This is a genomic window from Brevibacterium atlanticum, assembly GCF_011617245.1.
GTDB classification, from domain to species: domain Bacteria; phylum Actinomycetota; class Actinomycetes; order Actinomycetales; family Brevibacteriaceae; genus Brevibacterium; species Brevibacterium atlanticum.
This window is the reverse complement of record NZ_CP050152.1, coordinates 1,761,919-1,782,807: the sequence shown is the minus strand read 5'-3', so window position 1 is coordinate 1,782,807 and position 20,889 is coordinate 1,761,919. Positions and strand designations below refer to the sequence as shown.

The 20,889-nt window shown below is 64.2% G+C and carries 22 protein-coding genes; 9 read left to right on the top strand and 13 right to left on the bottom strand.

The annotated features are described in order from the left end of the window. The first annotated feature begins 76 nt into the window (after nucleotides 1–76). The 3 genes from pdxS to GUY23_RS07905 are packed head-to-tail and all read left to right on the top strand — an operon-like array spanning nucleotide 77 to nucleotide 3,148. Entirely contained in the window at nucleotides 77–958 is an 882-nt protein-coding gene (gene pdxS / locus GUY23_RS07915; RefSeq protein WP_166971248.1) for a pyridoxal 5'-phosphate synthase lyase subunit PdxS, read from the top strand. After that, complete coding sequence (gene pdxT / locus GUY23_RS07910) at nucleotides 952–1,557, top strand: pyridoxal 5'-phosphate synthase glutaminase subunit PdxT (RefSeq protein ID WP_166971246.1); 606 nt, start codon at nucleotides 952–954, stop codon at nucleotides 1,555–1,557. Before pdxS ends, pdxT begins: the two co-directional genes overlap by 7 nt. Further along, a complete protein-coding gene (locus GUY23_RS07905; protein ID WP_166971244.1) occupies nucleotides 1,547–3,148 on the top strand; it encodes a helicase HerA-like domain-containing protein in 1,602 nt (533 codons plus the stop codon). The genes pdxT and GUY23_RS07905 overlap by 11 nt, the downstream gene beginning before the upstream one ends. Here the strand turns inward: GUY23_RS07905 and GUY23_RS07900 are convergent. The 6 genes from GUY23_RS07900 to GUY23_RS07875 form a co-directional block, all read right to left on the bottom strand. Then, nucleotides 3,131–4,120, bottom strand: a complete 990-nt coding sequence (locus GUY23_RS07900; protein ID WP_166971242.1) for a diacylglycerol/lipid kinase family protein — start codon at nucleotides 4,118–4,120, stop codon at nucleotides 3,131–3,133. The two genes, GUY23_RS07905 and GUY23_RS07900, sit on opposite strands and share 18 nt — an antisense overlap. Before the next feature lie 12 nt (nucleotides 4,121–4,132). After that, complete coding sequence (locus tag GUY23_RS07895; RefSeq protein WP_166971240.1) at nucleotides 4,133–5,242, bottom strand: winged helix DNA-binding domain-containing protein; 1,110 nt, start codon at nucleotides 5,240–5,242, stop codon at nucleotides 4,133–4,135. Nucleotides 5,243–5,364: 122 nt separating this feature from the next. Further along, complete coding sequence (locus GUY23_RS07890) at nucleotides 5,365–6,672, bottom strand: carboxylesterase family protein (protein WP_166971238.1); 1,308 nt, start codon at nucleotides 6,670–6,672, stop codon at nucleotides 5,365–5,367. Between the two features lie 9 nt (nucleotides 6,673–6,681). Beyond that, nucleotides 6,682–7,185, bottom strand: coding sequence for a phosphoribosyltransferase (locus GUY23_RS07885; RefSeq protein ID WP_166971236.1), 504 nt, complete (start codon nucleotides 7,183–7,185; stop codon nucleotides 6,682–6,684). 59 nt (nucleotides 7,186–7,244) lie between these two features. Further along, nucleotides 7,245–7,682: a DUF2087 domain-containing protein gene (locus GUY23_RS07880; RefSeq protein ID WP_166971234.1), complete on the bottom strand. Its 438-nt coding sequence runs from the start codon at nucleotides 7,680–7,682 to the stop codon at nucleotides 7,245–7,247. A gap of 219 nt (nucleotides 7,683–7,901) precedes the next feature. Then, the gene (locus GUY23_RS07875; RefSeq protein ID WP_166971232.1) at nucleotides 7,902–8,285 is read right to left on the bottom strand and encodes a YchJ family protein; all 384 of its coding nucleotides are present in this window, start codon (nucleotides 8,283–8,285) and stop codon (nucleotides 7,902–7,904) included. Between the two features lie 54 nt (nucleotides 8,286–8,339). Here GUY23_RS07875 and GUY23_RS07870 point away from each other — a divergent pair, with 54 nt between their 5' ends. From GUY23_RS07870 to GUY23_RS07860, 3 genes are all read left to right on the top strand, one after another. After that, on the top strand, nucleotides 8,340–8,927 hold the full coding sequence (locus GUY23_RS07870) for an HhH-GPD-type base excision DNA repair protein (protein ID WP_166971230.1): 588 nt from the start codon (nucleotides 8,340–8,342) through the stop codon (nucleotides 8,925–8,927). Between the two features lie 133 nt (nucleotides 8,928–9,060). Beyond that, nucleotides 9,061–9,702: a hypothetical protein gene (locus GUY23_RS07865; protein ID WP_166971228.1), complete on the top strand. Its 642-nt coding sequence runs from the start codon at nucleotides 9,061–9,063 to the stop codon at nucleotides 9,700–9,702. Between the two features lie 284 nt (nucleotides 9,703–9,986). Next, the gene (locus GUY23_RS07860; protein WP_166971226.1) at nucleotides 9,987–10,547 is read left to right on the top strand and encodes a hypothetical protein; all 561 of its coding nucleotides are present in this window, start codon (nucleotides 9,987–9,989) and stop codon (nucleotides 10,545–10,547) included. A gap of 61 nt (nucleotides 10,548–10,608) precedes the next feature. Here GUY23_RS07860 and GUY23_RS07855 read toward each other — a convergent pair whose 3' ends face one another. Further along, nucleotides 10,609–12,117, bottom strand: a complete 1,509-nt coding sequence (locus tag GUY23_RS07855) for a DHA2 family efflux MFS transporter permease subunit (RefSeq protein WP_228282795.1) — start codon at nucleotides 12,115–12,117, stop codon at nucleotides 10,609–10,611. Nucleotides 12,118–12,243: 126 nt separating this feature from the next. On the opposite strand from GUY23_RS07855, the gene GUY23_RS07850 reads away from it, so the two are divergent. Further along, the gene (locus tag GUY23_RS07850; RefSeq protein WP_166971224.1) at nucleotides 12,244–13,470 is read left to right on the top strand and encodes an oleate hydratase; all 1,227 of its coding nucleotides are present in this window, start codon (nucleotides 12,244–12,246) and stop codon (nucleotides 13,468–13,470) included. Here the strand turns inward: GUY23_RS07850 and GUY23_RS07845 are convergent. Next, entirely contained in the window at nucleotides 13,440–14,108 is a 669-nt protein-coding gene (locus GUY23_RS07845) for a hypothetical protein (RefSeq protein ID WP_166971222.1), read from the bottom strand. The genes GUY23_RS07850 and GUY23_RS07845 overlap by 31 nt on opposite strands. A 100-nt stretch (nucleotides 14,109–14,208) precedes the next feature. Here GUY23_RS07845 and GUY23_RS07840 point away from each other — a divergent pair, with 100 nt between their 5' ends. Next, nucleotides 14,209–14,925: a PIG-L deacetylase family protein gene (locus GUY23_RS07840; protein WP_166971220.1), complete on the top strand. Its 717-nt coding sequence runs from the start codon at nucleotides 14,209–14,211 to the stop codon at nucleotides 14,923–14,925. 83 nt (nucleotides 14,926–15,008) lie between these two features. Here GUY23_RS07840 and tpx read toward each other — a convergent pair whose 3' ends face one another. The 5 genes from tpx to GUY23_RS07815 all read right to left on the bottom strand — a co-directional run bounded on the left by tpx (nucleotide 15,009) and on the right by GUY23_RS07815 (nucleotide 19,682). Then, nucleotides 15,009–15,509: a thiol peroxidase gene (tpx, locus tag GUY23_RS07835; protein WP_166971218.1), complete on the bottom strand. Its 501-nt coding sequence runs from the start codon at nucleotides 15,507–15,509 to the stop codon at nucleotides 15,009–15,011. Between the two features lie 116 nt (nucleotides 15,510–15,625). Continuing rightward, nucleotides 15,626–17,815, bottom strand: a complete 2,190-nt coding sequence (locus GUY23_RS07830; RefSeq protein ID WP_166971215.1) for a bifunctional metallophosphatase/5'-nucleotidase — start codon at nucleotides 17,813–17,815, stop codon at nucleotides 15,626–15,628. A gap of 115 nt (nucleotides 17,816–17,930) precedes the next feature. Then, nucleotides 17,931–18,329 carry a DinB family protein gene (locus tag GUY23_RS07825; protein ID WP_407647388.1) on the bottom strand — a complete coding sequence of 133 codons (399 nt, stop codon included), beginning with the start codon at nucleotides 18,327–18,329 and terminating at the stop codon, nucleotides 17,931–17,933. Between the two features lie 57 nt (nucleotides 18,330–18,386). After that, nucleotides 18,387–18,758 carry a VOC family protein gene (locus GUY23_RS07820; RefSeq protein ID WP_166971211.1) on the bottom strand — a complete coding sequence of 124 codons (372 nt, stop codon included), beginning with the start codon at nucleotides 18,756–18,758 and terminating at the stop codon, nucleotides 18,387–18,389. Nucleotides 18,759–18,863: 105 nt separating this feature from the next. After that, complete coding sequence (locus tag GUY23_RS07815) at nucleotides 18,864–19,682, bottom strand: thioesterase family protein (RefSeq protein WP_166971209.1); 819 nt, start codon at nucleotides 19,680–19,682, stop codon at nucleotides 18,864–18,866. A 155-nt stretch (nucleotides 19,683–19,837) separates the two neighbouring features. Here GUY23_RS07815 and GUY23_RS18600 point away from each other — a divergent pair, with 155 nt between their 5' ends. Then, nucleotides 19,838–20,818, top strand: coding sequence for a GNAT family N-acetyltransferase (locus GUY23_RS18600; protein WP_228282793.1), 981 nt, complete (start codon nucleotides 19,838–19,840; stop codon nucleotides 20,816–20,818). Nucleotides 20,819–20,889 lie beyond the last annotated feature (71 nt).

The following is a 20,889-nucleotide window of genomic DNA, read 5'->3' as shown; positions in this document are numbered from 1 at the left end:
CCACTGATTGAGGCGAGGCGACGCTGTGCGCATGGTCGACCGGGATCGTGACCGCACGAGTGAATGGAAGAACCCAATGACCGAGACTCAGACCCTCCTCAACACCGGCCTGGCGCAGATGCTCAAGGGCGGTGTCATCATGGACGTCGTCAACGCGGAGCAGGCCCGTATCGCCGAGGCCGCCGGCGCGGCGGCCGTCATGGCCCTCGAACGCGTCCCCGCCGACATCCGCGCCCAGGGCGGAGTCGCCCGGATGAGCGATCCCGACCTCATCGACTCGATCGTCAACGCGGTGTCGATCCCGGTCATGGCCAAGGCCCGCATCGGACACTTCGTCGAAGCACAGATCCTTGAAAATCTCGGCGTCGACTACATCGACGAGTCCGAGGTCCTCTCTCCCGCCGACTACGTAAACCACATCGACAAGTCCGTCTTCCAGGTGCCTTTCGTGTGCGGTGCGACCAACCTCGGCGAGGCTCTGCGCCGGATCACCGAGGGCGCTTCGATGATCCGGTCCAAGGGTGAAGCCGGAACCGGTGACGTCTCCGAGGCGATGCGCCACCTGCGGACCATCAATTCCGAGATCCGTGCGCTCACGGCCAAGAGCGAGGACGAGCTCTACGTCGCAGCCAAGGAGATCGCGGCTCCCTACCACCTCGTCAAGCAGGTTGCGAGCCTCGGCAGACTGCCCGTGGTGACCTTCGTCGCCGGCGGCATCGCCACTCCCGCGGACGCGGCGATGATGATGCAGCTCGGCGCCGACGGCGTCTTCGTCGGCTCGGGCATCTTCAAATCCGGCAACCCCGAGGCCAGAGCGAAGGCCATCGTCGAGGCGACCACCCACTACGACGACCCGGCGGCAGTCGCCGCGGCCTCCCGCGGACTCGGCGATGCGATGGTCGGCATCAATGTCGCCGACGTGCCTGCCCCTCACCGACTGGCCGAACGCGGATGGTGAGAATCGGGGTCCTCGCCCTCCAGGGAGCTTTCCGTGAGCACCTGAGTGTGCTCGGCTCCCTGGGCGTCGAGGCCCGAAAGGTCACCCGGGCCGAGCACCTGACCGATCTCGACGCGGTCGTCCTGCCCGGCGGGGAATCGACGGCCATGGTGCGCATCGCCGACGGCACGGACCTCTTCCCCCAAATGCGGACACACATCGACGACGGCCTGCCCGTATTCGGCACGTGCGCCGGCCTCATCCTGCTGGCCGACCGCCTCAGCGATGATTCGCTGGGAGGGTACGGCCGCCTCGGCGGGCTCGACATCACCGTGGCTCGCAACGCCTATGGACGCCAGCGTGAGTCGTTCACCGCGCCGCTGACCGTCTCGGGCCTCGACGAGTCCTTCGACGGAACGTTCATCCGTGCACCGCAGATCCTCGACATCGGATCGGACGTCGAGGTGCTCGCCTCGCATAACAGTCAGCCCGTCCTCGTGCGACAGGGACACGTGTGGGGCGGCAGCTTCCATCCGGAATTGGGCGGGGATCCACGATTGCACGCACAATTCCTCCACCACCTCGGCGCCGTTGTGCAAAGATTGAGCCATGACAGCTGAAGCCTTGCAGACGCTCAAAGACGGATACGCATTCGACGGTGAGACCCTGGAGCTCGGGGTCGCCCTCGACGGTGAGGAGCCGTCGAAGGACACCCCCATCTCCATCCCACTGGCCATGCTCAACCGACACGGGCTCGTCGCCGGTGCCACCGGCACGGGCAAGACCGTGACGCTCCAGGTGCTCGCCGAGCAGCTGTCGAAGGCAGGTGTGCCTGTGTTCGCCTCGGACATCAAGGGCGACCTGTCGGGCGTCGGCGCTGCCGGCGTCGAGTCGGACAAGCTGCGCAAGCGCCTCGACGCCGCCGGGCAGGACTGGGCGCCGAGAGGCAATCCCACGGAGTTCTACACTCTCGGCGATTCGGGGCTCGGCACGCCGCTGCGCGCCACTGTCACCTCCTTCGGACCGATCCTGCTGTCCAAGGTGCTCGAGCTCAACGACACGCAGGAGTCCGTGCTCTCGCTGGTCTTCCACTACGCTGATCAGGCCGGACTGGCCCTGCTCGACCTCTCGGACCTCAAGGCGGTGCTCACCTTCCTCACCTCGGCCGAGGGCAAGGAGGATCTCGAAGGCATCGGCGGAGCGTCGAAGGCCACCGTCGGTGTCATCCTGCGCAAGATCTCGGAACTCGAGGCGCAGGGCGGCGATGTCTTCTTCGGTGAGCCCGAGTTCGACACCGCGGATCTGCTGCGGGTCGATGACAACGGCGCCGGCATCATCTCCGTCCTCGAGCTGCAGAAGCTCAGCCAGTCCCCCGCTCTGTTCTCCACCTTCCTCATGTGGCTGCTGGCCGACCTGTTCCAGGACCTGCCCGAGGTCGGCGATGCCGACAAGCCGTCCCTCGTGTTCTTCTTCGACGAGGCCCACCTGCTCTTCGCCGATGCGTCGAAGGCGTTCCTGCAGTCCGTCACGCAGACCGTGCGGCTCATCCGGTCGAAGGGGGTGGGCATCTTCTTCGTCACGCAGACGCCGAAGGATGTGCCCGACGATGTGCTCGCGCAGCTCGGGTCCCGCATCCAGCATCAGCTGCGGGCGCATACGCCCAATGATGCGAAGGCACTCAAGGCGACGGTGCAGACCTTCCCGAAGTCCGACTACGACCTCGAGGAGCTGCTGACGTCGCTGGGCACCGGCGAAGCCGTGGTCACGGTGATGGATCCCGATGGGGCTCCGACTCCTGTGGCACCGACGCGGATGCGTGCCCCGGAGTCGAAGATGGGCCCGATGAGCGAGGACGAGATCAGATCGGCTGTGGCCGCCTCGCCGCAGCACGAGAAGTACGGCACCGTCATCGACAACGAATCCGCTCGCGAGATCCTCGCCAAGCGGCTCGAAGGCGGGTCCGAAGCCCATGCGGAAGAGCAGCGCTCGGCATCGGCCGATTCGGCTCGCGAACCGGCCGGCGGCTCCACATCCTCGGACACGATCGACTTCCCCGAAGAGAAGGGTGCGGCAGAGAAGAAGTCGGGGAAGAAGGAAGACGAGAACATGTTCTCGCAGGTGGTGAAGTCCTCCGCGTTCAAACAGTTCACCCGCACCGCCGCTCGTGAGATCGCCCGCGGCATCTTCGGAACCTCACGGCGCCGGCGCTGACACCAACAGCTGCCTCATCCCGGCACGCACGTGCAGCTCGACGCAGTCCTCGATGAGGTCGCCGTCGAGCTGCACCGGCGCCGAGGTCCGCAGTCGGACCGTGACTCCGGTGGCCTGACGGCAGTCCATGAGCGGGTTCGATCCAGGACTGCCGCTCAGACAGTCGAGGCCGATTGACCACCACGCGCGCATCCGCTCGACAGCTGTGCGGGGCAGAGGTCCGACGCCGAGCACGGAGAATGTCTCAGCGTCGATGCGGGCATCGGGGAAGACCGAGACCGGTCCGGCGGGACGAGCAACCTTTGAGGCCATCATCGACCACATGCGCTCCGGCCGACGAGCGTTTTCGGTCGTGGCCGCCTCCCCGTCGACGGTGATGCCATCCGCAGTGAGCGTGAGGTCGGTGGCGAAGAGCGCCCTGGCCGCGCCCCAGGCGTAGCCGAGCAGTCCCGGCGCGACGTGATGGCGGGCCACCGCTCGGGCGTCCCCGCCGATGCCGGCGAGGCAGAGGAACACCGTCTGCCGTCGACTGCCGTCGCTGTGACGGATGTCGACCTCATTGATCGGCACGAACCTAATTCCGCTCGAGTGAAGTCCGGTTGCGAGGACGCGCAGGCAGTGCGCGATCGCGTGTCGAGTCGAGGTGATGCCCACGTGGCGACTGAGCACGTTCGCCGTCCCCGTCGGAATGAGGAGCACTGGTGTTTCTGCATCGGCAAGCACCGGACCGGCTGCCCTGATGGTCCCGTCGCCGCCGAGGATGATGACGACGTCGGCACCCCACGCCACGAGTTGTGCTGCCTGCCATACACCGTCGCGTTCGCTCGTCGTCGTCATCGTCCGGTAGCGGATATCAAGGGGACGCATCGCCTCGACCAGATTCGAGTAGGCCCGGTGAGTGCTGTGGTGTTTGAGGTTGACGATGATGCCGACTTCCGGCGTCGTTCGCCCTCGTTCTCTCCACCTGTGCATGGGAAACGCCGATCAGGCGAAGGCCGGGTGCGTGGCGGCCGCCGCCTCGACAGCGTCGGTGTCGACGCTCAGGCCGGGGAAAGCATCGGTGACGACGCGCGGCCCGTTCTTACGCGGTGAGCGTCTCCAGGTTCCGCACGCGCGGGCCTGGCTGATGACAGTGTTTTTGAACATTCCGTTGCCGCCGGGCACGACGAGCTTCTCGTGTTCCGGGTCGAGTGTGGCGCTGCGGTCCTTGTAGCCGAGGATGACCTCGTCGAAGCCCGGCAGCAGCAGCGTGTCCTGGGCGTCGGACTCCCATGCAGCCAAGCGGTCGTCGAGGTCGGGAGCCTGAACGTAGTCGATGTCGCCGATCTTCGTGGCGATGATCTCGCCGGCGTCGACGGCAGCGTTGACGGCGGCTCTCACCGTCGTCTTCGGCAGGCCGGTCCACCGTGTCGCGTCGTCGATGGTCACCGGTCCGTGGCTGAGGACGTAGCGTCTCATCCATTCGTGCAGGGCCGCCTCGGCGTCGAGTTCGGTGGGTGTCGGCACCCAATCGGCGGTGAGAACGTACTTCATGTCGTCCTTGCCCGCGATCATCGGGGCCTGCACGATGAGGTTCTGCAGGCACAGTGAGGTGATGAGGTACCGGGCGTGACCGTATTCATCGCCGGCCCCCACAGGGGCGAATGCCTCGAGCAGCTCTTCACGTGTCAGCATTCCGCGTTCACGGATGGCGTCGGTGGCCAGCTCGGCAGCAGTCTCGAGCATGGCATCGGTGATGCCGAAATGCTCTCGGCGCTTCGCGGTGGCCTTCATCGTCCGTGGGCCGGTCAGGCTGAGGATCCACCCGATGTCTTTGGCAGTGGTGAGATGAATGGTGCCGCGTTGAGTCCACGAACGCACGACCTCACCAGCATCGATGGCTGCTCGCACGGATTCGAGGCCGGAGGAAGGATTGTCTCCGCTGCGCAGCGCCACCGATGCCAAGGCTCCGCCGAGGGCCTGCGCTTGGACGCAGCCGAGATGTTCGACGACCGCACCCGCTGGCGATAGTCGCGTACCGGTCGGTGATTCCGGTGCTGGTCCGACGAGTCCCTGGGAGATGAGCCGGGCGGCGGAGATCTGGTGAGCGTCCATGGTCCAACGGTAGTCGACGCCGGTGACACGGGGATTGTGAAAACGCGACTCCGATCGGCTCCATCGTCAGAACGCGTGCGGCCGAGTCCGTGCGATGGGCCCGGGTGACTACGTCAGCCCCGTCAGCCCATGATGTCGATGAGCCCCGGGACGGGCACTCGCGGCAACGACCCCGAGGTGGCGAATCGGCCCCAGACCCGTCGCAGTTCGGGTCCGGCGATGGCGGTGGTCTTGCCATAGTCGAGGAAGGAATCGTGCCAGATCTCGCCCGGGAAGATCAGCGGCAGATCACCCGAATGTGCGGCGTCGAAGAAGCTGCCGTCGCCGCGGGAGACGATGAGCAGGCGTGCGCCCTGCCCGCCGGACATGCGGTGTCGGTCGTAGAACTCCCGGCCGGCTCGGGTGTAGACCGCCGAGGTGATGCCGGAGATGAGGGATTCGAGCATCGGCGAGGTCAGGGACCGATTGTGCAGCCGGCGCAGGGCCGGAACGAATCCGGCGAAGAACGCGATCTCGCGTTCGGTGCGGGTCATGAGGACGTCGAAATTCGGCGCGACGTCGGCCCATGCGGCCGCCGCCTTCGCGCGAGACGGCAGAGGGTGCCGACCGTAGTGGACTCCGAAGCACATCCCCGCGTGCAGGCCCCCGACGAGGGCCGCTCTGTGGACTTCCTCCTGGGCGTCGAGGATCTCTTTGATGCTCGCGTCGGGGTCGATCCTCTGGGCGACCTTCGCCATGGCCCAGTTCATCGGATCGGTGCCGCCGGCCAACCCCAATGGAGCTGAGGCCATGAGCACGCGGCGGAAGAGCCCTGCCGTTCCCTCGGCGATCATGAGGTGGGCGCAGGCGTCGGCACCGGCGCTCTGTCCGGCGATCGTGACGTTGTTCGGGTCTCCGCCGAAGGAGGCGATATTGGTCTGCACCCACCGCAGGGCCGAGATCTGGTCGAGCACGCCGAGGTTCGAGTGCTCGGGGTCGCCCGTGCCCAGATAGCCGAGGACGCCGAGGCGGTAGGTGACGGAGACGACGATGATGTGCTGTTCTGCCGCGAGGGTGTGCGGGTCGTAGATCTCCGCGTCACCGGCACCGGCGACGTAGGCACCGCCGTGGATCCAGACGAGGACAGGAAGCCCCGCCTCGGCGCTGGGATCGATGTCCTGGGGCATCGTTACGCTCACACGCAGGCAGTCCTCGCTGATGGGAAGCCCGCCGAGCTGGTCGAACGTCATCCCCGCGTTGGGGTCGCGACGCAGCTGCGGGCTCGCTGGTCCCGGATCAGCACCGTCGATGAAGACGACGGGCGGTTCGTCGACGGGAGGACGGAAGCGCTCGGCGCGGGCATAGCGGATGCCCCGTGCGCGGATCACGTCGCCGTTCAAGTAGGCGCGGACCCGTCCGCACGGGGCGACGAAGTCCCGTGTCTCCGTCACCGTCTCAGGTCACTTGCTGGGTTCGACCGGGGGCTCGGCCGACCAGGGGAAGACGATCCACTGATCCGTGCGCTTCCACACGAAGTCGGGGTCGACGATCGAGGCCGACTTCGCGTAGATGACGGCCGACTGGGCCTCGGCCCCGTGCTTGCGCAGGAGTTCGAGCACGAGGGCGAGGGTGCGACCGGAGTCGGCGACATCGTCGACGACGAGCAGCTTCTTGCCCTTGATCGCCTCGATGTCGAGCATAGGTGCGAGCAGGATGGGATCGGGCAGGGTCTCGTGGACGTCAGTGTAGAACTCGACGTTGATGGCGTCGGAGAGCTTGAGTCCGAGGGCATAGGCCAGGGCACCAGCGGGAAGCAGGCCTCCTCGAGCGACGGCGATGACGATCTCCGGGTCATAGTCGGAATCCGCGATCGTCTGGGCCATCTCGCGCGCCGACTGGCCGAACAGATCCCAGCTGAGGATCTCTTTGTCGTCGAGGTCGGTCGAATCGGCGTGATAGGCCATGGATGCTCCTTGTGTGTGCCCAGTGGTGGTCCGAGCTTCAAGGATACGCCGTCGCGAACTCAGCGCAGAAACGCCGTGAGCCCCGCCATCTCCTGTGCTTGGGAACCGGTATGGACGCGTGGATGCGGGTTCACCCAGTAGCTACCGGTGCCGGAGTTGCGTTCGAGGAGGCGATAGTCGATGAGTTCGCGCCGCAGGAGGGCGAAGTCAGGGTGGAAGCCGAGGAGGATCGTGTTGACATCCTTCTCTGTGTACGTCCGATCGGGTTCGAAAGCCTGGAGCACCTCGATGAGGAGGACGACGAGGGCTCGACGTTTCGTCGGAATGGCCGTGATCCGCCCTGCAGGCATGAACGTGCTCAGCGTCTTGGTGCGGAATCGTTCGATCTGGGGATCGATCTGCGAGTCGAGCAGGGCCGCGCGCGCGGACATGAAGTTCTTACCGGTCGCTGTCATCCGCGCCCGCACGAGCTTCTTGAAGTCTTTGTCCTTGGTCATGGTGTCGCTTCCTTCAGCGACCAAGTCTCCCCCAGCACGAAACCTGGTCAGGAATTCTCACCGTGCCGGTTTCGTCCGAGGATTCTCTCCCCTTCGCCATGCGGTCGATGTGCTGGGACCACGACCTCGGCTGGGCGTTGGATGCGCCGGAGACCAGTATAGGCACGCGCGCATCCGGTTTTCGAATGCGGTGCCGTCAGCGACTCAGGGTTCGGCGACTCAATGGTTCAGGGCGTCGAGATACATCCATCGGCCGGCCCTCCGAACGAATGACGAGTTCTCCTCGAGTTCCTGTTCGCCGAGGTGGTCCCGGAATCGCGCACGGAAGTGCACCGTCCCCGTGGCATCGTCTTCGCCACCGTCGGTGGTGTCGATGATGTCGAGACCGAGCCATTGCGTCTGCTCGTCGACGCCGAGGTCGGCGGGACGGGTCTTCGGGTGCCAGGTGCGGAAGAGGTGGTTCTCGTCCCCGCGGACGAAGGCGGTGTAGCGGGAGCGCATGAGCGCCTCGGCGGTGGCTGGCCAGGTCTCACCGTCGAGGGCGGGTCGGCAGCATCGGTCGAAGTCGGTGCCTGGGGGCAGTCCTGAGCAGGGGCAGATCATGGGTCGATGATAACTGGGGATGATCGACGGGCGATTGCGTGCGAGGATGGAGCAATGAGTTCAGTGTTTCTCTCCGGTGATCCCAAGGCCGATGCCCTCCTGACCGAAGACCGATTCGCCCTGCTCGTCGGTATGCTGCTTGACCAGCAGGTGACGATGGAGAGCGCTTTCGCTGGCCCGGCGAAGCTCAAGGAGCGTTTGGGCCGACTCGACGTCGAAGAGATCGCCGAGATGAATCCGGACGACTTCCTCGACACGTTCGCCGCCACACCTGCCGTACACCGGTTCCCGAAGTCGATGGCGGCGCGAGTGCAGAAGCTGGCCGCTGCCATCGTCGATGACTATCACGGTGAGACCGAAGCGATCTGGACCGATGGTGATCCCAGCGGAGCCGAGGTGCTCAAACGGCTGAAGAAGCTACCGGGGTTCGGCGATCAGAAGGCGAAGATCTTCCTGTCGCTGCTGGGCAAGCAGTTCGGGCTCACTGCCGAGGGGTGGCGTGAGGCCGCGGGTGACTACGGTGACGAGGATGCGCGACGATCCATCGCCGATGTCGTCGACGCTGTCACCCTGCAGGAAGTACGCGCTTTCAAGAAGCAGCAGAAGGCTGCGGCGAAGGCCGCGAAGGCGGCAAAGAAGTAGGTCGCTCACTCCCGCGTAAGTTATCCACAGATTCCACTTCGCCTGTTCTAAAACGGGCTGTTGTCGAATAATGTAGGGATTCCGGGTGCTGGGCGAGGGCTCGCACCGCAGTTGCAGACCACAGAGGCGTGGAATGAGAACTGGACCATCCCGAGACATTCGTCGACCTGGCTTCATCGTTGTTGTGCTTTCTGCCGTCCTCATCCTTGTTGCTTTAACGGGGTGTGACGACAATTCGCCCGTTGCCGCGCCGACATCGACCCTGCCCGAGCAGGAGCCCGATGACGATGCCACCGATGCCGGCGCCGAGGTGGACATCCCCGACTATGAGACCGACCTTGATCTCTCGGCTGAGGAAAAAGAGGCGGTGGACGGTGCGTTGGTGGCGTTCGTTGGATACATCGAAACGATCAATCGGGTGTTTTCGTCCGGCGGTGAAGATACCAATGATGACGACAAGTTTGCACACGGGGACTCGCTTCAAGCTCTTCGAGAGAGCGCGAACGATTTGAAAAAAGAACGCCAGTACATGGCCGGAGAGTACGACTTCTACGACGTACGGATTCATGAAGTGGAGCTGGATTCAGAATCCCACAAACAGCGAAGCGTTCAGATTCTCTATTGCTCTCATGATTCCGACCACGCAGTGGTCAACGTTGGTGAGACTATGCCTAGCCAAAAGAAGCGGAGCCTGACGATACTGCAGACTGCCACTTTAAAAGATGGCGACTGGAAGATCTCCAACCAAGAGCTTTGGAGCAAAAAGTGCGAGTAAGCGGGCGCGTCCTCCCACTATCACTCCTCATTGTGATGGCGACGTGCTTTTTCAGTCTTCCAGCAAATGCCACGAATGGCCCTGCGTGCAGCTCACTTCAAGAACGTGCGTGCAACGTGGTCAAACCCCCGGCTCCCGCTCCCCCGCCCGGCGGAGGCGGCGATTCCGGAGGAGCCGGAGGCGGCGGTGGCTCAGGTGGAGGAGGCACTGGCGGCGGTGGTCGTGGCGGTTCAGGTGGTGGCGGCGGCGGAGGCGCCGAACTCCCCGATTGCAGTTACGAGGAGATGGGACACATCTGCGCCAGCCTGCCCGGTCCAGGCGGCGGAGGTGGCGGTGGTGGACCGACCGCTCCAGTCCGCCCGGATCCTCCCACTCGCATTCCGGAGTCGCAGTTCCAGACCTTCGATATTCCGGCCCCGACGATCTACGCCTGGCCGAAAGACTGGGCCGTCGTCGGCAAACCTGCCGCGTTCTGGACGAACACCGAGGTCAGCTACATCGACATGACCCTGTTGACCTACGCCGTCACCGTCAAGGTCACCCCGGAGAAGTTCCATTGGGATTTCGGAGACGAGACAGGCAAGACCACCTCGTCGAAAGGGGCGAAACCGCGACCCGGAGGTGCCCCGCAGATCGGACACGAGTACCAGAAGTCCGGGAAGGTCTCGGTGTCGATGACCGCTACGTTCAGTGGAGAGTTCTCCGTCGACGGCGGACCATGGCTGCCGATCGACGGCTACGCCCACGTCGCCAGCAACAACATCGGCATCGACGTCTACCGATACCACCGCTACCTCGTCGATGAAGACTGTTACTCCGACCCTCGCGGACCTGACTGCACCTGACTGACTGCACCTGACCGACTGCTCCTCATCGGCTGCGCTCGCCCGCCCTGACAGTGAAGATTCAGCCTCCCACCCGCGATTTCGGCCGTTCGAAGAACAGAACTGCGACGAAACCGATGATGATGAGGGCCGCCGGCACCCACAACGACTGTCCCATCGCATGCGCGAATCCCGAGGCGATCGCGTCCGGCATTCCTGCCGACGCGCCTCCCGCGCCGTCGATGGACGACCCGGCCCCCGCCTCGGCGCCGGCACCGCCGACCGACCCCGTCGACGAACCGATATTCGCAGCCAAGCGCGACTCCATCGCCTCGGCGATCGCCGCACTGCCGAGCACCGCCCCGACCTGCCGAACCGTGTTGTACACGCCCGACCCGGCCCCTGCATGATGCAGCGGAAGGTTCCTCGTCGCCGTCGAACTGATCGGCGCCCACATGAATCCGTTCGCCACACCCAGCAGCAGAAGCGGCGGAATGATGGCCCACAGCGATGTGTGCGCGTCAAGAATCGCCCCCAGCCAGAACAGAGCGATCGAGAACGAGCCCAGTCCGATTCCGGCCAGGACTCGCGGGCTGCCGTGATCGACGAGGCGACCGACGAACGGGGCGAGCACACCGGAGAGGACCGCCATCGGTGCCATCAGCAGAGCCGATTGCGTCGGCGTGTATCCGAGCACGGTCTGCGCCCACAGCATGAGCGGAAACGCCATCGAGGTGATGCCGAATCCGACCGTGATCATGGCGATCGCCGCGAGCGTGAAGTTCCGATCCTTGAACAGCGAGAGCGGGACGAGCACCTCGGAGGTGTTGACCTTCTGCCACAGGACGAAGCCGATGAGGAACACGACTCCCCCGCCGATGACGAACGGTACGGTCACCGGTCCGATGAGCGGGCCCCAATCGGCACCATGCGCCTGCTGGATGCCGTAGACGAGCAGGAACATGCCGCATGCCGACAGCACCACACCGAACCAGTCGAAACGGTGCGGATGCGTCTGAAGTCTCGGTACCAGCCATACGGCCATGACGAAGGCGATGATTCCGACGGGAACGTTGATGAAGAAGATCCACTCCCACCCGAACGCATCGACGAGCACTCCCCCGAGGATCGGGCCGACCAAGGTGGCGATGCCGGCAACGGCACCCCACATGCCCATCGCAGCACCGCGCCGATCGGGTGGGAAGATCCGCGTGATCACTGCCATCGTCTGCGGTGTCATCGATGCGGCACCGATGCCCTGGACGACTCGAGCGATGATGAGGCCTCCGACGCTCGTGCTCAGTCCGCACCACAGTGAGCTCAGAGTGAAGATGACGAGTCCGACCAGATAGACCCGTTTGGGTCCGAAACGGTCACCGAGGCGGCCGGTGATGAGCAGCGGCACCACGTAGGCGAGCAGATACGCCGACGTCACCCAGATGACGGCGTTGATGTCCGCATCGAGGGAGTCCATGATGTCGCGGATGGCGACGGATACGATCGTCGAATCGACGAGGATCATGAAGAAGCCGAGACAGAGGGCCCACAGGGCTCGCCAGGGGTTGCCCACGGCATTCGTTTCAGTGCTCACCGGTTCATCATTGCCCTCCCCGTCTCCCCGGTCAATCCGGACCGCCACCTCGGAGGCGAGTGTGACGGATTCGGACGGCAGCCCCACGCATCACCGCCGTCGACGCGAACCTGGGACAATGGGCTCATGGTGTGCCGAATCAACGAGCTCCTCGTCGACTCCCACTGGTCCGTCGTCATCATCGGTGCCGGTCAGGCGGGTCTGTCCGCAGCGCACTATCTGTGGCGCGATGGCATGGTCCCGGGAAGGGACTTCGTCGTCCTCGATGCCGGAGACGGGCCCGGCGGCGCATGGCGCGAGCGGTGGGACTCTCTGACACTGGGCAGAACGAATCACGTCGCCGATCTGCCAGGATTCCCTCTCGGCCGCCCGGACCCGAATGTGCCCGCCTCCCAGATCGTCTCCGACTACTACTCACGCTTCGAACGTGAACTCGAGCTCTGCGTCGTCCGTCCCGCCGAGGTGGCCACCGTGACTTCGCGGGAGCGTGGATCCGGCCGACTCGACATCGTCGCCGACATCGACGGTGAGCGGGTGACGCTGTCGACTGACTTCCTCATCAACGCCACCGGCACGTGGACCCAACCCTATGTGCCCTTCGTCCCCGGAATCGGTGAGTTCGAAGGACACCAGCTGCACACCGTGAACTTCCGCGACGTCGAGGACTTCCGCGGTCTGCGCACACTCGTGGTCGGCGGCGGCATCTCCGCCACTCAGTTCCTCCTCCAGCTCGCCGAGGTCACCGATACGCTCTGGGCCACCCGCCGTCCCCCGAACTTCACCGCCAGAGAGTTCGACGGCCAGTGGGGACTCGAGGTGGAGCGAGCAGTGCGTGAGCGCACCCTTGCCGGCCTCGCCCCTGCCAGCGTCGTCCGCACCACCGGGCTGCCCATCCGCAGCGAGTTCCGTGACGGCGTCGAGTCCGGTGTGCTCGTCTCCCGCGGCATGTTCGACCGGGTCCTCCCCCACGGCGTGCACTTCCCCGGCACAGTCGAGGCTGCGACGACGACTGCCGAAGGATTGGGCCCCTCGGCGAGTGATCGTCTCGCACTGCCGCAATCATGGGCGCCGTTTCCGACCGAGCAGGTCGAGGACGTCGACGTGATCTTCTGGAACACCGGCTTCCGGGCCGCCCTCAAACATCTTGCCCCACTCCACCTGCGCACCCCCGACGGCGGGATCTCCATGGACACCGAGGTGGCCGTCAAGGACGATCCCCGCATCTTCCTCGTCGGTTATGGTTCCGCAAGTTCCACCGTGGGTGCCACTCGGGCAGGCCGTATCGCCGCGCGGGAACTGCTCAAACGCCTGGGCAGTACACGTCAGCGCAGGTCCGGGACCTTGAGTTCCTGATCGTCGAGGCGGACGGTCGGCAGCATCTGTCTGAACTCCTCAACGGCCTTCTCATCATCGGCAGGAGCGAGCATGTCGACGCTGACCTTGAACAGTCGGCCGTCGACAGAGATCCCGGCGACGACACCGAACATCGCCGTCTCCTCGTCCTCGACCGCACGCATGTCCTCGGGAGCGAGTGTGCCGTAGACCGTCCAATACTCTCCCCCGTCAAGGGAGCCCGAGGCTTCGCCGACTTTGGTCGATCCGGACGTGCTGAACATCTGTTCACGGGCCTTGTCCATGAGCTCCTGAACCGAAGCGTCATCCTCGTCGAGGCAGTTGACCGTGACAATCGCGTCTGTGTCGGTTTCGTAGAGCCGGTAACCGTCATACCCCTCTCCATCCGACCAATCCGCACTGATCGCCAGACTCACGTCGACCGGGCACGCACTGCCGAGATCCACCGTGGTCTCGATCATGCCTTCCGGAATGATCGGACCCGTCGGGCTCGGTGACTGGCTCGCCGAACCGTCGCTGATGCCGACTCCGGCCGGCTTCGACCCAGCCTCATCGGAGCTGCTGACTCGCAGCGCCGAGCATCCTCCGAGCACCAGACTCGCGGCCACCACGCCCACCAAGAGCAGTCTCTTCTTCATCGTCAGCCTTCACTCGCTCGGACGGTTGCCATCATCGTACCCATCTCCAGGGTGCCATCAAGCTCTGGCGCAACCGATTCCCGCGGCCTAGCCTGGTGTCATGACTGAACTCCCGCTCTTCGACGACTCCGACATCGACCGTGTGCTCTGCGTCGTCGCCCACCCTGACGATATGGAGTACGGCGGCTCGGCCGCAGTCGCGAAATGGACCGACGAAGGCAAGGAGGTCGCTTACCTTCTCGTCACCCGAGGTGAGGCCGGGATCCGCAGCATGCCTCCGGAAGAGGTCGCGCCGCTGCGAGCCGGAGAGCAGCGCCATGCCTGCACCATCGTCGGTGTCGATGACCTCGAGATCCTCGACTTCCCTGACGGACTGGTCGAACCCACGCATGAGCTGCGACGGGCCATCGCGAGGAAGATCCGCGAATTCCGACCGCAGGCCGTCGTCGTGACGAACTTCGATCTCAACACCGGATGGGGACTCAACCATGTCGACCACCGCAATGTCGGTGTCGCCGCCGTCGATGCGATCCGTGATGCGGACAATCCGTGGCTCTTCACCGAGCTCACAGACGAGGGGCTCGCGGCGTGGAAAGCGGACCGTCTCCTCATCAACGGCGCCGACCCGACTCATGCGGTAGCGCTGAGCGCCGAACACGTCGACCGGGGTGTCCGCTCGCTCGAAGCACACACGATCTACCTCGACGCTCTCAGCGATCATCCCGCGCCGAATGAGATGATCCCGTCGATTGCGACATCCGGAGGAGAGCGAGCGGGCATCGACTACGCCCTGCCGATCCGAGTCGTGGACATGTGAGAACCGGGTGGAACGCACTAGTGCATTCCACCCGGTTCGTCTGCTTATCCGCCGGTCAGTCGAGCCCGACCTGCGGCTGTTGATCAGGCGTTGACTGCAGCGATCGCCGCGTCGTAGTCGGGTTCGGTGGTGATCTCGTCAACGAGCTGTGTGTAGACCACGGTGCCCTTCTCGTCGAGGACGACGACGGACCGGGCCAGCAGTCCGGCGAGCGGTCCGTCGACCATGGTGGTTCCGTAGTCCTTGCCGAACGAGCTGCGGAATCCCGAGGCGGTGATGACGTTCTCGATGCCTTCGGCTCCGCAGAAGCGCGCCTGCGCGAACGGCAGGTCGTTGGAGATGCAGAGCACGGTGGTGTTGTCCAGACCTGCGGCGAGTTCGTTGAACTTACGCACCGAGGCGGCGCAGACTCCCGTGTCCAGGCTGGGGAAGATGTTGAGCACCACGCGCTTGCCGGCGTTGTCCTGCGAGTTCACCTCACCGAGGTCGGCCCCGACGAGGCTGTATGCCGGAGCCTGCTCGCCCTTGGCCGGCAGCTCGCCGACCGTCTTGACCGGTGATCCCTGAAATGCTGTGTTGGCCATACTTGACTCTCTCCTTCTTCAGAGCGGACTTGTCGTCCCCACTCTACGTGAGTCACTGCACAGGGGAACCCGACGTCCACCTCCTGTCCGTTGTCCCTCATCTCTGTCCGACGGTTTCAGCTGCGCCGGCGTCGAGCGAGGATGACCAGGGTGATGCCGAGGGCGATGGCCGCAGCAGCGATGCCGATGCTCGTGGCGATCTCGACGCCCGTCCGCGGCAGATCGGAACCACCGTCGGCGTCGCCAGAAGCGTCCGCGGTGTTTCCCTCCGCTGTGCCCGAGTCCCCGGCACCGCTGTCGATATCGGCAGAGCTGTCGTCTGTCCCGGCACTGCCTCCGCCGGCATTGTCGGCACCATCGGTCCTGCCATCAACCTCGGCGCTGGTCGACCCATCCTCGGTCGCTCCGCTGCCAGCGTCGGAACTGCCGGCATCGGAGCTGCCGGACGTGTCCGCTTCCGCGGAATCAGCACCGGACGAATCCGCATCGGAATCGTCATCGCCGGGAACCTGGCTGCTCGTGACGACCTGCCAGTTCTTGTCGAAGAAGTCGGCGGGGTCGACCACTTTCTGCTCTTCGACCCAATCGATGAGAGCCTGACGGACTTCGACCTGCTCGTTGTAGACCTCGTTCAACCCATCGACCGGGTAGGCACCTCCACCTGACTGGCGGTAGTTGTTGATGGCCAGGATGAACCGATCGTCATCTCCGATGGGATCGCCCTCGGCATTCGTGAGGTTTTCGATCCTCTCTCCCACGGGCTTTGACACATTGATGTCGTAGTCGACTCCGGCCAGGGCGTCGTAGTTGTAATCCGGGATCGGTGCGTCGGTGGTCTCATCGATGGCGTTGGTGCCGTCGACGGGGTCGAAGTCGGCGCCTTCGCCGGTCTGTTTGAAGTAGCGAGCCGAATATTCGAGGTAGTCGCGCAGCTGTCCGCCGTTGATCTCGACTCCGGAGAGGGTGTTGTCGTAGACATAGAGCCCGGCCACATCGCGAATGGTGATGTCTCCGGCGGGGAACTCTGCCGTGCGGCTGAACGGTGATGCCTGGGAGATCACCGGGACGTCCTCATAGTCGGTGCCCTCCAGTCCGTCTTCGACGGTCTGCGTCTGGACGTGGGAGATGAAGTCGAGGATTGCCGTGTCCTCGTAGTACGAGCTCTTGGCTGACAGAGTCTCTGTCACCGAGCCGATCTTCGTGTTCACATAGTCGATGGTCTTCTGATGCTGATCATCGACGAGATCCTTGATCTCCGGATCCTCAGCGACCTCGCCCTGAGTCACGAGCGGATCAGCCTTCGGCTCGTCCTCGTCCCAGTCGACATGGCCGGTGTCGAGATTGATCGGCAGGTTCACCTCGGAGACCGAGCGGGCCCAGTAGTTCGGTTGAGTGATGAGCGCCTTGCTGCCGTCGTCTCGGGTCACGACCTGGCTGGGTTCGTTCTGATGGGTGTGTCCGGCGACGAGGACGTCGACTCCTGGGACGGTCGCCACCGAGGTGCTCACGTTCTCCTGCAGCTTGTCCGGATCCCAGGTCTGTCCCTTCGGGTCCTTGCCGGAGTGGGAGAGCACGACGATGACGTCGGCTCCCTTCTGCTTCATCTCCGGTACGTACTTCTTCGCGGTCTCGACCGGATCGTCGAAGTGCACCTTCCCGGACAGATTGTTCTTGTCCCAGATGCGGCTGCCGGGAGTCGTCACACCGAGCACTCCGACGGTGATCTCTTGACCGTCGACCTGCTTCTTGACCATGGTGTACGGATCCAGGTGGGTCTCATTGTCGTCATCATCGATGACATTGGCGCCGAGCAGTGGGAAGTCGAGCTGCTTCTCATACGCCGAGAGCAGGTCGAGTCCGTAGTTGAACTCGTGGTTGCCCACGACCTGGGCATCGTAGTCCAGATGGTTGTAGGTCTTCGCCAGCGGATGTGTCTCACCGGTGTCAGTGATCGGCTCCTGCTTCGCGTAGTAGTAGGCAAGAGGACTGCCCTGGATGGTGTCTCCGTTGTCGACGAGCAGCACGGAGTCTGCACCCTTGTCCTCTCGGACTCCATTGATGAGAGTCGAGGCGCGCGACATACCGAGTTCCTCACCGTCAGGATAGGGCTTGTTCGCGAAGTAGTCCCAGTTGAGGACGTTTCCGTGGACGTCCGTGGTCGCCAGCAGGGTCAGTTCCCCGGTGTCGCCGGCTTGAGGATCGGCGGTCGTCGTCGCGTCGCCGAGCTCGGCTGCCGAAGCGGCCGCCGATCCGGCGACGATGAGGGTGAGCGCGAGAACCGATGAGGCGAAAGCGTGCAGTCGCATGAGTCTCCAGAGATCCGAACAGTGAGTATGAATGTGATTCAGATCTCCTACCCTAGTACGTGCTGACCGTTTCCTGGGTGGAACGTGAGCAAAATTTGAACAAACTCTGTTGTACTCAGTCGCCTGTCTGCCCGTCGATGTCTTCGCGGATGAGATCGGCGTGGCCGGCGTGCCGGGCATATTCCTCGATGAGATGGATGAGGATCCACCGGACGTTGAATCGCTGCCCCCTCGAGTCACTACGCACGCTCAGCGTGTCGAGGTCGGTCGCCTCGGCGAGGATCTCACGTGATCGAGTACAGGCCTGCGCATGGGCGGACAGGAGCTCGTCCGCGTGCGATCCGGCCGCAGTGTCGAAGTCCCAGTCGGGATCGGTCTTCCAGTCCACGCTCGACCATGGTTCTCCGAGGTCGTGGCCCAACAGAACCTCCGAGAACCAGGACTCCTCGACGAGCGTGAGGTGGCTGATCATGCCGCCGATGGTCAGCGACGACGAGGCCACCGTGTGCGAGATCTGGGCAGCGCACCCGAGTCTCGAGCAGGACGCCCTGCCAGCCAGCAGAGCTTCCTCTCAGGCTACAGTGCGCCGACCGATGTCGAAGAGGTTCCCTTCGGGATCCTTCAGCGTCGTCCACTCGATGCCGTACTCGTCGAAGGAGGCGAGCTTCTCTGCCCCCAGCGCCACCGCTCGCTCGACGTCGGCAGGATAGTTCGGATCGTCTAAGTCGATGTGGAGTGGATTCTTGCCTGCAGCACGGTCATCGACCTTGATGAAGAGCATCCCCGGTGTCAGAGAGTCCGAATTATGCACACCGCCGATGCTCGCAACGAACTCATCTGCGCCTTCGTCGAGTTCCGTTCCGAGCAGTTCGGCCCAGAACAGTGCCTGCCTTGCGACGTCGTGGCAGTCGAAGGTGATGCTCAGAGATGACAGCGACGCCATGGGTGATCCTTTCGCCAGAGGTACGCCGGTGCCTCCGACTCTAGACTCACGCACTGACGCGGAAGCTGTGCTGTTGTCATCAGAGGTTATCCCGCGTCATCTCGCTCAATCGCGCGGTTGCCGAGCCAGCTGGCGGGACTGCGCCACGAGGCGGCCGGTCGAGTCCCAGAGCTCGCAGTCCTCTTCGAACATTCCTCCGGCGATGTTGCGGGTGGAGATCCTCGCACTGATCCATCCGGGGGCCGGCAGGGCGCGCAGGTGCGCGGTCAACTCCATCGTCGGAGCCCAGTTGAATCGCCCGAGGTCGAACATCACCGGCGGGAAGGCGTCGAGGAAGCTCAGCAGCGACAGCGGATCGGGGTCGGTGTCGTCGATCAGTCGAATCCACCCCTGCAGCAGTCCGCGGCCGCTCGGCTTGCCGACAGCGAAGCCCGCCGTGGCAGGGTCGAGTCGCATATCGAAGCGGTCGATGAGCGGAGCTGCCTGGTGGAAGTCATCACTGGCCTCGGCGACGCTGATGCATTCCTCCGGTGGTGGCAGCTGGGGAGGTTCCGCAGTGGTGGCGACATCGTCGGGAAGTGCGCCGAGGTTGCCCATCGTGGCCATCGCCGAGATCGTCGGTGCCCCGTCCTGGGACAGGTCGATGCCGTAGTTCGCCGTCGAGCGCCCCTCCCGCAGGGTGCGGGTGGTGATGTCGGTGGCGCCCTCCGCGCTCGGGCCGAGGTAGAAGGTCGAGATCACGAGCGGGTCCGGGTTGGCAGGGTTGAGCGCCCTCAGCGCTCGTCCGGCGACTGCGAGGAGGTATCCGCCGTTGATGGCGTTGCCGACCTTCCACTTCCCGTCGAGTTCGGCGGTGAAGGTGGTCTCGGAGAGGCGTTCGACGGCAGTGGCACGCGCGAATTCGCTCGCGATCGTTTGACTCATGTCACATACAGTATCAATAACTTAACGATCGTACAGCCAATTTCAGGGGCGGCGAGAGCGGCATTCGTTGCCGTGGCGATAGTTTCCCGTGATCCGGGCGAGCAGCTGCTGGTCGAAGTCGTCGCTGAGCCCGAGTGGGTTCTAGTGTAGACACTATGAGAATCGAGCTGACCCGCATTGATCCGGCGGGGCCGGACGCAGCAGGGCTTGTCGACTTCTTCACCTCGGAGGACTTTCCTTTTCATGTGTATCAGGCGGCATGGTCCGATGGGATGGTCAGGGAGCGCATCGACTCCGGGTACTTCCATGACGAGGAGAATGAGTCGTTCTGGCTCGATCATCATCGATTCGGCCGGGTGGGCTTCACTCGGCTCGAGGACATCCACGACGAGACGGTGATGGTCGATCTGCGCCTGGCGAGCCGTTTCCGCGGCCGTGGTCTCGGAAACGAAGTGGTAAACGCGATCACCGATCATCTGTTCTCCGCGACGGGAGCGTTGCGGGCAGAGGGTCAGACCCGCGACGATAATCAACCGATGCGCACGGTCTTCGAGCGTGCTGGGTGGACGAAGGAGGCGCATTATCGTCGGGCCTGGCCGGTCAATGGTGCGGCGCCGAGGGATTCGGTCGCCTATGCGCTGCTTCGGGAGGAGTGGCTGACCGGCCGTCGGGTCCCGCTTCACTGGCATGACGGTCGGCGCTTTCGGGAGTCGGCTGATTCGGCGATCACGTACTCATCGAATGCTCTGCCCCCGCAAGAGGCGCTGATGGTCCTCTATGACTCGGTCGGGTGGTCGGCGTACACTGCCGATCCGGCACGGCTGGATCGGAGCATTCGGGCGTCCGCTCATGTCGTGAGTGCGTGGATTGGGGACAGCCTTGTCGGGTTGGCTCGAGTCCTCAGCGATTTCGACACTGTGGTGTACGTGCAGGATGTCCTCGTCGATCCGGAGCACCGACGCCAAGGTATCGGTGCGGGTCTCATGCAGAGAGTGCTTGAACCGTTTGCCGACGTCCGACAGACGGTCTTGCTCACCGATGACGAAGCTGGCCTGGCCGCATTCTATGTCTCACTCGGATTCAGCGAGGCATCAGTGACGGCCGGGTCGTCTCTGCGCGCATTCGTCCGGATGTGACGAAGTGCCCCTGGCCAGATGGCCAGGGGCACTTCGGTTCAAACGATCACGTGTGCATCGTTCGCGACATT